At 73.5% G+C, this 13,486-nt stretch carries 11 protein-coding genes; 3 read left to right on the forward strand and 8 right to left on the reverse strand.

Features of this window, described 5'->3' with window-relative positions; genetic code table 11:
• Window positions 1–177: 177 nt before the first annotated feature.
• Window positions 178–1,188: a 2-hydroxyacid dehydrogenase gene (locus IF47_RS0100090; RefSeq protein WP_051716701.1), complete on the reverse strand. Its 1,011-nt coding sequence runs from the start codon at window positions 1,186–1,188 to the stop codon at window positions 178–180.
• A gap of 95 nt (window positions 1,189–1,283) precedes the next feature.
• Here IF47_RS0100090 and IF47_RS0100095 point away from each other — a divergent pair, with 95 nt between their 5' ends.
• The 3 genes from IF47_RS0100095 (at window position 1,284) to IF47_RS0100105 (ending at window position 3,784) form a co-directional block, all read left to right on the forward strand.
• The gene (locus tag IF47_RS0100095; protein ID WP_031505691.1) at window positions 1,284–2,279 is read left to right on the forward strand and encodes an aldo/keto reductase; all 996 of its coding nucleotides are present in this window, start codon (window positions 1,284–1,286) and stop codon (window positions 2,277–2,279) included.
• Between the two features lie 102 nt (window positions 2,280–2,381).
• Window positions 2,382–3,566, forward strand: a complete 1,185-nt coding sequence (locus IF47_RS0100100) for a PQQ-dependent sugar dehydrogenase (protein WP_031505692.1) — start codon at window positions 2,382–2,384, stop codon at window positions 3,564–3,566.
• Entirely contained in the window at window positions 3,566–3,784 is a 219-nt protein-coding gene (locus IF47_RS0100105) for a DUF6191 domain-containing protein (protein ID WP_031505694.1), read from the forward strand. Before IF47_RS0100100 ends, IF47_RS0100105 begins: the two co-directional genes overlap by 1 nt.
• A 115-nt stretch (window positions 3,785–3,899) precedes the next feature.
• Here the strand turns inward: IF47_RS0100105 and IF47_RS0100110 are convergent, their stop codons facing one another.
• The 7 genes from IF47_RS0100110 to IF47_RS0100140 all read right to left on the reverse strand — a co-directional run bounded on the left by IF47_RS0100110 (window position 3,900) and on the right by IF47_RS0100140 (window position 13,451).
• The gene (locus IF47_RS0100110; RefSeq protein ID WP_031505696.1) at window positions 3,900–6,938 is read right to left on the reverse strand and encodes a helix-turn-helix transcriptional regulator; all 3,039 of its coding nucleotides are present in this window, start codon (window positions 6,936–6,938) and stop codon (window positions 3,900–3,902) included.
• A gap of 68 nt (window positions 6,939–7,006) precedes the next feature.
• Window positions 7,007–7,213, reverse strand: coding sequence for a hypothetical protein (locus tag IF47_RS27335; RefSeq protein WP_037731657.1), 207 nt, complete (start codon window positions 7,211–7,213; stop codon window positions 7,007–7,009).
• A gap of 265 nt (window positions 7,214–7,478) precedes the next feature.
• Complete coding sequence (gatB, locus tag IF47_RS0100120) at window positions 7,479–8,987, reverse strand: Asp-tRNA(Asn)/Glu-tRNA(Gln) amidotransferase subunit GatB (RefSeq protein WP_031505697.1); 1,509 nt, start codon at window positions 8,985–8,987, stop codon at window positions 7,479–7,481.
• Between the two features lie 28 nt (window positions 8,988–9,015).
• Complete coding sequence (locus tag IF47_RS0100125; protein WP_031505698.1) at window positions 9,016–9,258, reverse strand: hypothetical protein; 243 nt, start codon at window positions 9,256–9,258, stop codon at window positions 9,016–9,018.
• Entirely contained in the window at window positions 9,255–10,757 is a 1,503-nt protein-coding gene (gene gatA / locus IF47_RS0100130) for an Asp-tRNA(Asn)/Glu-tRNA(Gln) amidotransferase subunit GatA (RefSeq protein WP_031505699.1), read from the reverse strand. Before gatA ends, IF47_RS0100125 begins: the two co-directional genes overlap by 4 nt.
• A 5-nt stretch (window positions 10,758–10,762) precedes the next feature.
• On the reverse strand, window positions 10,763–11,059 hold the full coding sequence (gatC, locus tag IF47_RS0100135; protein WP_031505700.1) for an Asp-tRNA(Asn)/Glu-tRNA(Gln) amidotransferase subunit GatC: 297 nt from the start codon (window positions 11,057–11,059) through the stop codon (window positions 10,763–10,765).
• A 208-nt stretch (window positions 11,060–11,267) separates the two neighbouring features.
• Complete coding sequence (locus IF47_RS0100140; protein WP_078591446.1) at window positions 11,268–13,451, reverse strand: putative bifunctional diguanylate cyclase/phosphodiesterase; 2,184 nt, start codon at window positions 13,449–13,451, stop codon at window positions 11,268–11,270.
• Window positions 13,452–13,486: the final 35 nt, after the last annotated feature.

Here is a 13,486-nt window from a genome sequence, read left to right on the forward strand (position 1 = left end):
TGGTTCGTCCGGTGGCCGTGCATGTCGCCCGTCCCCCCTCGTGGTCTGGTACACCCCCGGATCGGACGATACACCAGGCCGGTCACTCAGGGACATAGCGAGCCTACGCAGCGTGACGGACGGGAGAATTGCCGGTACAATGCGCAGTTACCCGTATTCGGAGCGTGTAGGGGGCAGTCAGATGCTCCGCCCGCCCCCCGTACCGCCCCCTGCACCACCGCCCGTCCCGCCGCCCGCGCGGTCCTCCTCCCCCGCCACGGCGACGACGTTCCCCGGCGGTTCCCCGGCGGCGAAGCGCCGCAGTTGGTCGCGGAGCAGCCGCCGGGCCCTCGGAGCGAACGCGGAACTGGGCCCTCCGACGTGCGGGGTGATCAACACTCCCGGCGCCCGCCACAGCGGATGCCCGGACGGCAGGGGCTCGGGGTCGGTGACGTCGAGCGCGGCCCGCAACCGTCCCGACTCCAACTCGGCCAGGAGCGCGTCGGTGTCGACGACGGCCCCGCGGGCGACGTTGACCAACAGCGCGCCGTCCTTCATGCGGGCCAGGAAGTCCGCGTCCACCAGGCCGCGGGTGGCGTCGGTGAGAGGCGTGACCAGGAACACCACGTCCGCCTCGGGCAGCAGTCGGGGCAGGTCGGCGAGGGTGTGCACCGGGCCGCGCGGCGCGGTGCGGGCGGTGCGCGCCACGCGGTGGACGGCCTCCGGCTCGAAGGGGACGAGCCGCTCCTCGATGGCGCTCCCTATGGCTCCGTGACCGACGATCAGGACGGTCCGGTCGGCGAGGGCCGGGCGGAAGCCCTGCCGCCACTCCCCCGCGTCCTGGGCGCGGACGAAGCCGGGGATGTCGCGCAGCGAGGCGAGGGCCAGGGTGAGCGCGAGTTCGGCGGTGCTCGCCTCGTGGACGCCGCGGGCGTTGCACAGCAGGGCGCCCCGGGGCAGTTGTGGTAGGGCGGGCTCCATGTGGTCGACGCCCGCGGTGAGCGTCTGCACCACCCGCACGTTCGTCATGCGCGCCAGGGGTCGTACGGCGACGGACTGACCCTTCATGTAGGGAACGACGTAGAAGACGCAGTTCTCGGGGTCCGCCGGGAACTCCCCCTCGCCGTCCCAGTGGACGTAGTCGAACGATTCGGGCAGAGCTCCCATCTCATCGGGCGGGAAGGGGAGCCAGACGTCCGCTGAAGCCATGGTCAGAGGCTATCCGGAGGCTGTCCGAGGCGCGCCGGAAGGCAACAGTTAGGTTGGGACGCGCCCGGCGGGGGGTGAGGAGGGAGCACGTCCAGGTGGAGCGCAGGACTATCGGTGCGGCGCTGGAGGTGGGCGCGATCGGGCTCGGCTGCATGCCGATGAGCTGGGCCTACACCACGTCCGAGCAGGACGGCGAGTCCTCGCTGCGCACGGTGCACGCCGCGCTCGACCACGGGGTGACGCTGCTCGACACCGCCGACATGTACGGACCGTTCACCAACGAGTTGCTGCTCGGCCGGGTGCTCGGCCGGCGGCGCTCGGAGGCGTTCGTCTCGACCAAGTGCGGGCTGCTGGTCGGCGATCAGCACATCGTCGCCAACGGCCGTCCCTCCTATGTGAGACGGGCCTGCGACGCCTCGCTGCGGCGGCTGCAGACCGACGTGATCGACCTCTACCAGCTCCACCGCGTGGACCCCGAGGTGCCGATCGAGGAGACCTGGGGGGCGATGGCCGAGCTGGTCGCCGCGGGCAAGGTGCGCGCGTTGGGGCTGTGCGCCGTGGGCGCGAGGGCGCAACGGCGGACGGCCGCCGAGCCCCTGTACGCGGAGACGATCCGGCAACTGGAGCGCGTTCAGCAGGTGTTCCCGGTGAGCTGCGTGGAGGCGGAGCTGTCGGTGTGGTCCCCCGAGGCCCTGACGTCGCTGCTGCCGTGGTGCGAGGCGCGCGGCGTCGGTTTCCTCGCCGCGATGCCGCTGGGCAACGGCTTCCTGACCGGCACACTGACGCCCGGGGTGGGCTTCGAGCCCGACGACCTGCGGGCTCGGCACCCCCGCTTCACGGCCGAGATGATGGCCGCGAACCAGCCCATCGTCGTCGGCTTGCGGCGCGTCGCCGCACGGCACGGCGGCGCCACCCCGGCGCAGGTGGCACTGGCCTGGCTGCTGGCGCAGGGACGGCACGTGGTGCCGGTGCCGGGCACGAAGAAGGAGCGCTGGGCGGTGGAGAACGCGGCGGCGGCCCGGTTGCGGCTCACCGAGGGGGATCTCGCGGAGATCGCCGCCCTGCCCCCCGCTCTGGGATCGTGGGACTGAGGACGGGAACCCTCGGCGCTCTCCCGACGTACGGTCGGGTGTGGGGCGCCGGCGGGCGTCCCGGACGACACCACTGACCGCGAGCTGTCGAAAGGCGCCCCGATGGTGCGAAGCCCTTCCCTGCCCCTGCGAACGGCCGTCGCCTCCCTCGCCGGGCTCGCCCTGTTCGCCGCGGGCTGTTCCTCCGACGGCGACGGGGAGCCCACGGACCGGACCAGCGCCACGGCCGACCGGTCCGCCTCCCCCTCCGAGAACCCCTCGCCCTCCGGCGGTGCCTCGCCCGCCCCCGCCAAGGGGTCGGTGGAGGTCGTGGACACCGTCGTGACGGGACTGAAGTCCCCCTGGGGACTGGCCCCCCTGCCGGACGGCGACCTGCTGGTCTCCTCGCGGGACGAGGGCACGATCCTGCGGGTCGACGCCGACAGCGGGAAGACGACCGAGCTGGGCTCGGTGCCCGGGGTCGAGCCGGGCGGCGAGGGCGGTCTGCTGGGCATCGCCGTCTCGCCCGACTTCGCCGAGGACCGCCACGTCTACGCCTACTTCACCAGCGCCTCCGACAACCGGATCGTGCGCATGCTCTACGAGGAGGACAAGGAGGAGGGCAGCCAACTCGGCGCGCCCAGCACGATCTTCCGGGGCATCCCCAAGGGGATGATCCACAACGGCGGCCGGATCGCCTTCGGCCCGGACCGGATGCTCTACGTGGGGACGGGCGACTCCGGCGACGAGAGCCTCTCCCAGGACAGGGAGTCCCTCGGCGGCAAGATCCTGCGCATGACGCCGGACGGCGAGCCTCCGGGTCACGGCAATCCCGAGGCGGACTCGGTCGTCTACTCCTGGGGCCACCGCAACGTCCAGGGGCTGGCCTGGGACGCCGAGAAACGGCTCTGGGCGGCCGAGTTCGGCCAGAACACCTGGGACGAGCTCAACTTGATCCGGCCCGGCGCCAACTACGGCTGGCCCGAGGTGGAGGGCGAGGCCGGCGAGGAGGGCTTCGTCGATCCCGTGGCCCAGTGGAAGCCCGCCGACGCCTCCCCGAGCGGCATCGCCGTGACGAACGGCTCGGTGTGGATGGCGGGCCTGCGCGGGGAGAGGCTGTGGCGCGTGCCCCTGGACGGCGTGAAAAAGGTGGCGGAACCCCAGGCGTTCCTGGAGGGTGAGTACGGGCGGTTGCGGACGGTCGTCTCCGCCGGCGGCGACGGGCTGTGGCTGGTGACCAGCGAGACGGACTCGCGCGGTACGCCCGGCGAGGACGACGACCGCATCCTGAAACTGGAGGTCCGCTGATGTTCAACCTGATCGAGGAGTTGTTCGCCCCCGGACGCCGCCACGCCGAGGACGAGCGCAGGCGGCTGGAGCACACACGGGTGGAGGAGGGCAGCCACGATCCGGGCCGCGGCCCGATCGACCTCGCCTCGGGGCATGTCCTGATCAGGCCCCCGCGTCCGGCGCCGCAGGAGGAGTCCGTCCCGGACCGGGAGCCGACCTCCGGGGCGGCGGCCTGAACCGGCCCTGAGCCAGCCCTGAGCCGGCCCTGAATCGGCTCTGCCCCGACTCTCGTCCGGTCCCGACCCGGTGGGGCGTCGAGCGGGGACGGCCCTCCTTCCTCCCGGCGCCCGATCAGCCGGCCGCCGCGCGACCGACGTCCGCCGGTTCCACCAGCCGCAGCCGGTGGGCCATCGCCGCCGCCTCGCCGCGACCCGAGACGGCCAGCTTCGCCAGGATGTTGGAGACGTGCACGCTGGCCGTCTTGGGGGAGATGAACAGCGCCTCGGCGATCTGGCGGTTGCTGCGGCCCGCCGCGACCAGCCGCAGCACGTCGCGCTCGCGGGGGGTGAGGCCGAACGCCTCCACCGGGTCGTCCGGCGGCGAGGGCGGCGTGGTGTCCCCGGAGCGCCGGGGGCCGAGGGCGACGCGGGCCCGTCCGGCCAGCCTCTCGACGCCCTCGCGCAGCGGCACGGCGCCCAGGCTCACGGCCGTGGCGTGCGCCCGCGCCAGCAGGTCGGCGGCCTCCTCGCGGCTCCCGCCCGCGTCCAGCAGGGCCTCCGCCCACCGGTACCGCGCCCCGGCCAGCCGGAAGGGCCGCGGCACCCGCTCGAAGGCGGCCACCGCCTCGGCCCAGCGGTCGGGGTCGTTCCGCCCCCGGGCCCGCAGCAGCTCGGCGTCCACCATCAGCCCGTAGGCCGCCCACACCGGTATCAGCCGCGGCAACTCCTTGGCCGCCCGGCACATCCGCTCCAGGACGCGTTCCCTGTCCGGCTCCGCGGCGGGCAGTCCGCGCGTGTCCGCCTCGACCGCCAGCGCGGAGGACAGCAGCGGCCAGGCGTACCGTTCGGTGGAGAGCGGGAAGCCGCGGTCCAGCGCCTCCTCCAGCACGCGTCGGGCGTGGAGCGGTCGGCCGCGCGCCGCCTCGATCTCCAGTTCCAGACGGGCGAGCGGGATCGTGTACTGCGGCTGCGGGTCGTGCGTGCCGTGGTGCTTCCACGCCTCGGCCAGCTCCCGGGCGGCCAGGTCGACACGGCCCCGGCGGAGGGCGAGGTGGGCGCTCTTGAGCGCGGCCGAACCGCGCGGCCTGGCGCCGCTCGCCAGTTTGCGCGTGGCGGCCAGCGCGGCGTCGGCCTCCTCCCAGCGTCCCAGGGCGACCAGTGACTCGGCCATGTTGCTCTGGAGCCACGCCCTGGTGTCCTGGAGTCCGAAGCGGTGGGCGACCCGCAGCCCCTCCTCGGCCACCTCCACGGCCTCCTCGGAGCGGCCCACCCCCTCCAACGCGGACGAGAGGTTGACGTGGCAGCGTCCCATGACGCCCACCTCTCCCCGCTCCACCACGCACCGGGCGACCTCGGCCATCTCGGCGAGCCCGGCGTCCACGTCGCCCGAGAAGACCCGCAGGCCGCCCAGGGTGAGTCGGGCGTGCAGTTCGATGCTCCCGGCGCCCACCAGGGAGGCCAGTTCCACCGCGCGCTGCGCGGTGGTGAAGGCCTCCGGTCCGGCGTCGTGGACGGACTCCCAGGCGGCGGCGAAGGCCATCACCTCGGCGTGCACCGGGGAGGGCGGCAGCCCGCGCACCAGGTCCCGGGCCCGGGCCAGCTCCTCCCAGCCGTCACCCTGGCCGGTGCTCTGCGCGAGCTTGGAGCGCTGGGTCCAGAACCAGGCCGCCCGCAGCGGTTCCCGCTTCTCGTCCAGCATCCGCAGGGCCCGTCTGACGACGGCCAGCGCCCGTTTGCGCTCCCCCGAGAGCTGGGCGGCGGTCACCGCCGCGGCCAACAGGTCGAGGTGGCGCAGCGCCTCGTCCTCGCAGTCGCAGGCCGGGTACATCTCGGCGTGCTCGGTGGGTGGCAGGGCGCGGCGAGTGGCCGCGTCGGCGTCCTCCCACAGCTCCAGCGCCCGGTCCAGCAGCCGGAGCTGTTCGGCGTAGGCGTAGCGCCGTCGGGCGACGGCGGCCGCGTCCAGGACGGCGGGCAGCGCCCTGGGCACGTCGCGCGCCGCGTACCAGTGGCTGGCCAGTCGGGCGGCGCGCTCGTCGGTGCGGACGAGGGCGGGGTCCGCCTCCAGCGCCTGGGCGTAGCGGCGGTTGAGGCCGACGCGTTCGCCGGGCAGCAGGTCCTCCGAGACGGCCTCGCGCACCAGCGCGTGTCGGAAGCGGTAGCCGTCGCCGTCCTGGGTGGGGGCGAGGATGTTGGCGCCCACCGCGGCCCGCAGCGCCTCGATCAGCTCGTCCTCGGGCAGCCGCGCCACCGCGGCGAGCAGGGCGTGCTCCACCGCGGAACCGCCCTCGGCGGCGATCCGGACCACCTGTTGGGAGGTCTCCGGCAGCGCCTCGACCCGCACCAGCAGCAGGTCGCGCAGCGAGTCGCTGATGCCGCAGGCGGTGCCGCCGACCGTCAGCTCCTCCACGAAGAAGGGGTTGCCCTCGGAACGTTCGAAGACCTGCTCCGCCAACTCGGGTTCGGGGTTCTCCACCCCCTGGATGCCGGCGATCTGCGCCCGCACCTCCTCCCGGCTGAGCCTGGGCAACTCGATCCGGCGGACGGTCCGCAGCCGGTCCAGCTCTGCGAGGAAGGGGCGCAGCGGGTGGCGGCGGTGGATGTCGTCGGAGCGGTAGCCGGCGACGAGGACCAGCCGGGCGCGGTCGAGGGAGCGGAACAGGTACGCCAGCAGTTCCCTCGTGGAGCGGTCGGCCCAGTGCAGATCCTCGACGGCGAGGACGAGGGTGCGTTCCTTCGAGAGCGACTCCAGCAGTCGGGCGGTGAGTTCGAACAGTCGGGCCCGACCGTCCTCCTCGTGCCACTCGCGGGTGGTCTCCCCCAGTTCGGGCAGGAGACGGGCCAACTCGCCCTCCTGGCCCGCGGCGGCGGCCGTCAACTCCCGGCCGAGTTGACGGTGGAGGGAGCGCAGCAGGGTGGAGATCGGCGCGAACGGCAGGCCGTCGGCGCCGATCTCGACGCATCCGCCGACGGCCGCGACCGCGCCGTCCGCGCGGGCGGCGTTCAGGAACTCCTCCAGCAGCCGTGTCTTGCCGACCCCGGCCTCCCCCGCCACCACGACCGCCTGCGGTTCGCCCTGGGCGGCACGCGCGAGCGCGTCGAGGAGAACGGTCAGTTCGTCCCCGCGACCGACGAACACCGGGCTGACTCTGGCACTGTCCACGGCGCCGAGCATCGCACAGGAGTCGGACGGCGCGGCACCGGATTCCACCGGTGCCCGTCGTGCCGTCCGGATCACATCGGTCAGGCGGTCCGGACCCACCGGCCGGACTTCCCGTCGCTCTTCCCGTTCCGCGGCCCCGCGGTGTCCCTCCGCCCTCCGCTCCCCCCGCCCTGTTCTTCCCCGCCCCGCCGGCGGCGGGCGACGGCGGCCTTCCGGGCGAGGCGTTCCCGCTCGGCCTCGCTGCGCAGTTCGGCGGCGCGCATCCCGTGTAGCTGATAGTCGAACATTCCGGCCCCCCGGTTCCGACGCTTGGTTTCTCGTCCGCCGGCGGCGGACGTCTCCACCTTCGTCTCCCAGGTGGGGCGGTCACATCGGGAGCATGCCCCATGTTCGGGCGGCCGGATGCCTTAGGAAGCGAGGCTCGGGGGCCCGCTCCCGCCCGGGGTCGGTAAGCCCCCGGCCGGGCGATCCCGGGCGGGGGGCTTACCGATCCCGGGCACGGCGCGGCCCCCGCACCCATCGGATGCGGGGGCCGCGCGGGAGGTCGGGGCGTCAGCCCTGGACGCCCAGCTTCTCCAGGATGAGCTCGCGCACGCGGGCGGCGTCCGCCTGGCCGCGGGTGGCCTTCATCACGGCGCCGACGAGCGCGCCGGCCGCCTGCACCTTGCCGCCGCGGATCTTCTCGGCGATCGCCTCGTTGGCGGCGATCGCCTCGTCCACGGCCTTGCTCAGCGCGCCGGTGTCCGAGACGACCTTCAGACCGCGCTTCTCCACGACCTCGTCCGGCTCGCCCTCGCCCGCGAGGACGCCCTCGATGGTCTGGCGGGCCAGCTTGTCGTTGAGGGAACCCTCGGCGACCAGGGCGCACACCCGGGCGACCTGGGCCGGGGTGATGGGCAGGGCGGACAGTTCGGTGCCCTGCTCGTTCGCCCGGCGGGCCAGCTCGCCCATCCACCACTTGCGGGCCTGGTCGGCCGGGGCGCCCGCGTCGATGGTGGCGACGATCAGGTCGATGGCGCCCGCGTTGAGGACGGACTGCATCTCGTGCTGGGAGATGCCCCACTGCTCGCGCAGCCGGTTGCGGCGCACCCGCGGCAGTTCGGGCAGCTCGGCCCGGAGCTTCTCCACCCACTCCCGCGAGGGCGCGACGGGCACCAGGTCCGGCTCGGGGAAGTAGCGGTAGTCCTCCGCCTCCTCCTTGACGCGGCCGGAGGTGGTGCTGCCGGTGTCCTCGTGGAAGTGGCGGGTCTCCTGGACGATCTTCCCGCCCGCGTCCAGTACGGCGGCGTGGCGCTGGATCTCGAAGCGGGTGGCCCGCTCGACGCTGCGCAGCGAGTTGACGTTCTTGGTCTCCGATCGGGTGCCGAACGTCTCGGTGCCGTGCGGCCGCAGCGACAGGTTGACGTCGCAGCGCATCTGACCCATCTCCATCCGGGCCTCGGAGACCCCGAGGGCGCGGATGAGTTCGCGCAGCTCGGCGACGTACGCCCGGGCCACCTCGGGCGCGCGCTCCCCGGCGCCGACGATGGGCTTGGTGACGATCTCGACCAGGGGGATGCCGGCCCGGTTGTAGTCCAGCAGCGAGTGCGAGGCTCCGTGGATGCGGCCCGTGGCGCCGCCGATGTGCGTGGACTTGCCGGTGTCCTCCTCCATGTGGGCGCGCTCGATCTCCACGCGGAAGACCTCGCCGTCCTCCAACTGGACGTCCAGGTAACCGTTGAAGGCGATCGGCTCGTCGTACTGGGAGATCTGGAAGTTCTTCGGCATGTCCGGATAGAAGTAGTTCTTCCGGGCGAACCGACACCACTCGGCGATCTCGCAGTTCAGCGCGAGGCCGATCCGGATGGTGGACTCCACCGCGGTGGCGTTGACCACCGGCAGGGAGCCCGGCAGGCCGAGGCAGACGGGGCAGGTCTGCGTGTTGGGCTCGGCGCCCAGCGCTGTGGAGCAGCCGCAGAACATCTTGGTCCTGGTGCCCAGCTCGACATGGACCTCCAGGCCCATGACGGGGTCGTAGGAGGCCAGCGCGTCCTCGTACGACACCAGTTCAGTGACAGTCACGGAAAGCCAAACCTTTCAGGCGCTGCGGTCAGTCGTCGGCGAGGACGTCGTCGATGTCCAGGCGGCGCAGCTCGCGGACGAGGACGGCGGCGTTGGTGAGGACCGCGGCCCCGGAGACGACGGCGTCCAGGAGTTGCAGCTTGTCGCTCTCCCGCCGGGCGAGCTGGATCTGCTTGACGACTCCGAAGATGCCGAAGAGCGAGGTGCCGATGGACAGGTACAGGCCGGGCTTGCTCTTCTTGAACCCCTTGGCCTTCTTCAGGGTGCTCACAGCGCGGGTGCCTCCTCCAGGATCGGGTGCCCCCACCGTGCCCGGAAGGCGGCCTCGACCGCGGCTCCGACACGGTACAGCCGGTCGTCGGCCATGGCGGGGGCGATGATCTGCAGGCCCACCGGCAGCCCGTCCTCGGGCGCCAGGCCGCACGGCAGCGACATGGCCGCGTTGCCCGCCAGGTTGGTCGGGATGGTGCACAGGTCCGCCAGGTACATGGCCATCGGGTCGTCGGCCCGCTCGCCGATGGGGAAGGCGGTGGTGGGGGTGGTCGGGGAGACCAGCACGTCCACCTGTCCGAAGGCGGCCTCGAAGTCGCGCTTGATGAGCGTGCGCACCTTCTGGGCGGAGCCGTAGTAGGCGTCGTAGTAGCCGGAGGACAGCGCGTAGGTGCCCAGCATGATCCGGCGCTTGACCTCGGGGCCGAAGCCGGCCTCGCGGGTGAGGGAGGTGACCTCCTCGGCGGAGTGGCCGCCGTCGTCGCCGACCCGCAGGCCGTAGCGCATGGCGTCGAAGCGGGCCAGGTTCGAGGAGCACTCGGAGGGGGCGATCAGGTAGTACGCCGCGAGCGCCTTGTCGAAGGACGGGCAGGAGATCTCGACGACCTCGGCGCCCAGTTCGCGCAGCAGCTCCACCGACTCGTTGAAGCGCTGCACGACCCCGGCCTGGTAGCCCTCGCCGGAGAACTCCTTGACCACGCCGACGCGCATGCCCTCGACGTTCCCGTTCCGGGCGGCCTCGACCACCGGCGGGACGGGGGCGTCGATGGAGGTGGAGTCCATCGGGTCGTGTCCGGCGATCACCTCGTGCAGCAGGGCCGCGTCCAGCACCGTGCGGGCGCAGGGGCCGCCCTGGTCCAGGGAGGAGGAGAAGGCGACCATGCCGTAGCGGGAGACGGCGCCGTAGGTCGGCTTGACGCCGACGGTGCCGGTGACGGCGGCGGGCTGGCGGATGGAGCCGCCGGTGTCCGTGCCGATGGCCAGCGGGGCCTGGTACGAGGCCAGGGCCGCCGAGGAGCCGCCGCCGGAGCCGCCGGGGACGCGGGTGAGGTCCCACGGGTTGCCGGTCGGGCCGAAGGCGCTGTTCTCGGTGGAGGAGCCCATGGCGAACTCGTCCATGTTGGTCTTGCCCAGCACCACCACGTCGGCGGCCTTGAGCCGCCTGGTGACCGTGGCGTCGTAGGGCGGGATCCAGCCCTCCAGGATCCTGGAGCCGACCGTGGTGGGGACGCCCTCGGTGGTGAAGATGTCCTTGAGCGCCAGCGGGACGCCGGCCAGCGGGCCGAGCTTCTCGCCGCGCGAGCGCTTGGCGTCCACGGCGCGGGCGCGGGCCAGCGCACCCTCGCGGTCCACGTGGAGGAAGGCGTGCACCTTCTCGTCCACGGCCTCGATCCGGGCGAGGTGGGCCTCGGTCACCTCCACGGCGCTGGTCTCGCCGGAGGCGATCCGCTCGGCGATCTCGGCGGCGGTGAGCCTGGTCAGGTCACTGGTGTTGGTCACGTCGGTCACTCCTCCCCCAGGATCTGCGGCACCTTGAAACGCTGCTGCTCCTGGGCCGGGGCGCCGGAGAGCGCCTGCTCGGGGGTCAGCGACGGACGGACCTCGTCCGGACGCATGACGTTGGTCAGCGGCAGCGGGTGGGAGGTCGGCGGTACGTCCTCGTCGGCGACATCGGAGACGCGGGCGACCGCGCCGATGATGTCGTCGAGCTGTCCGGCGAAGTGGTCGAGCTCTTCGTCCTTCAGCTCCAGACGCGCCAGCCGGGCGAGGTGGGCGACCTCCTCGCGCGTGATGCCAGGCATGCAGCGATTCCTCGGGGTGAGTGGTGGATCTTTCGGGGCTTGACGGACTCTTTCTGCGGTCCGCCCCAATCCTATGGCGCTCGGAGCCGTGGGCGCACAGCGCCGCCGCACCGGGCCGCGAGGGGCCGGCGCGGCGCCTTCCTCCCCGGTCCTCCCCGGATCTCCTCCCCGGACCTCATCCCGGGGTCTCCTCGTGGGGCCGGCGGGCCTACCGCGCGGGCTGTCCGTGGGAGCGGCGGGCGCCGTCCTCGCCGCAGCGGCGCGGCAGCGCGGGCGTCGTCTTCTCCGCCGCCGGCGGGACGCCGTCGCGCGCCCGCAGCCAGGAGGTGGCCTCCGCGGGGGGCATCGCGGCGGAGACCAGCCAGCCCTGCACCGCGTCGCAGCCCAGGTCGCGCAGGCGCTCCCAGGTCTCGTCGTCCTCCACGCCCTCGGCGACGACGAGCAGGCCCAGGGAGTGCGCGAGGTCGACCGTGCAGCGCACGATCTCGGCGTCCTCGGCGTCCACCGCCAGCCGGGCCACGAAGGAGCGGTCGATCTTCAGCTCGCTCACCGGCAGCCGTCGCAGGTGCACCAGCGAGGAGTAGCCGGTGCCGAAGTCGTCCAGGGACATCCGCACGCCGTGGCCTGTGAGCGCGGCCAGGGTGTCCGCGGCCTGCTGCGGGTCCTCCAGCAGGACGTGCTCGGTGATCTCCAGTTGCAGCGCCGCGGCGGGGACGCCGTGCCGGGCCAGCCGGGCGGCGACGGAGCCGGCGAAGCCGGGGCTGTGGACGTCGCGGGGCGAGACGTTGACGGCGACCGGCACGGTCAGGCCCTGGGAGCGCCAGTGGGCGACCTGGGCGAGGGCCGTCTCCAGCACGTAGTCGGTCAGGCGGGGCATCAGGCCGGAGGTCTCGGCGATGGCGATGAACTCGTCCGGGGAAACCCTGCCCCGCTCCGGGTGCACCCAGCGGACCAGGGCCTCCAGACCGGAGACGGAACCGTCGAAGGCGACCTTGGGCTGGTAGTGGAGCTCCACCTCGCCCGCGTCCAGGGCCCGGCGCAGGTCGCCCAGGAGGCCCAGTCGGTCGGGCGTGTTGCCGTCGCGGGTGGCCTCGTAGACCTCGACGCCGCTGCGGTCGCGCTTGGCCTGGTACATCGCGACGTCGGCGCGGCGCAGCAGGCCCTCGGCCTCGCCGGCGTGGTCGGGGAAGACCGCGACCCCCGCGCTGGCCTCCAACTCCAGGGTCAGCCCGTCCAGATCGAGCGGCGAGCCGAGCGCGGAGACGAGCGCGCGGGCGACGCGCTGGGCGCTGGTGGGCGAGTCGGCCAGCGGCAGCAGGACGGCGAACTCGTCGCCGCCGAGCCGGGCCACCTCGGCGCCGTGGGGCAGGGCCGTCCGCAGCCGGTCGGCGATCTGGAGCAGCAGCCGGTCGCCCGCCAGGTGGCCGAGCGTGTCGTTGACCGAGCGGAACCGGTCGAGGTCGATCAGGACGAGGGCCGAGCGGGCGCCCAGCCGGTCGGCCTCGTCCAGGGCGGACCAGGTGCGCTCCAGGAGCCACTGGCGGTTGGCGAGGCCGGTGAGCGGGTCGCGGAGCTGTTCCTCGGCGCGGGCGCGGGCGATCCACAGGGCGGAGTCGAGCGCGACCAGCGGCACGGAGAACAGCGGCAGCAGCAGCGGCATGTGGACGGCGACCACGACGATCAGCGGGGAGATGCCGAGGAGGGCGACCGCGACCAGCCCCTGCCGCACCAGGGCGGTGCGGGCGACGGTGGGCAGCCCGTCCTGCCGCGAGGCCGTGACGTACCACTGCAGGCCCCGGGTGACCAGCAGGTAGACGAAGGCCGCGAGGAGGATCTCGGGGAGCGCGCTCGGGCTCCAGTCGGCCGGCGTCCAGGGGTGCTCCACCGTGGGACGGGTGCCGAAGAGGGCGAGGCAGAGGGCGGAGAAGCCGATGCCGAGGATGTCCACCGCCCCGTTCCGCAGGGCCTGGCGCCAACTGTGCCGCCGGGCCGCGCCGACCAGCACCACGACGGCGAGGCTGACCAGGACGGCGGACGTCCAGCCGTACAGCAGCAGGATGGCCATGGTGAGGGCGGCGCCGGAGCCGGTGCCACCCCACCAGCGGTCGCGTCCGAGCGCCACCAGGTGCCCGACGATGAGGCCGGTGAGGAGGGCGAAGGACCAACCCTCCACGCCGTTGGGGAAGAGCGCGTGCCCCCTGGAGGCCGCCCGCCAGAGCCCGATGACCAGGGCGGCGCCGGCCGCCACGACCACGGCGCGGGCCAGCCAGGGCACCTCCAGGGAGAGGACGCGCTGCAGCCGGGGCACGGCGTCGGAGCCGTCGCCCGGCGGGGCCTGCGGATGACCGTGGCGGAGCCACTGCTGTCCCCGGTCCCGGGGTTTTCGCTGCATGCGCGTCCCTCTCACAGCCGTCGGTGCCCACGCCA

Source organism: Streptomyces megasporus, from assembly GCF_000718985.1.
Classification (GTDB): Bacteria; Actinomycetota; Actinomycetes; order Streptomycetales; family Streptomycetaceae; genus Streptomyces; species Streptomyces megasporus.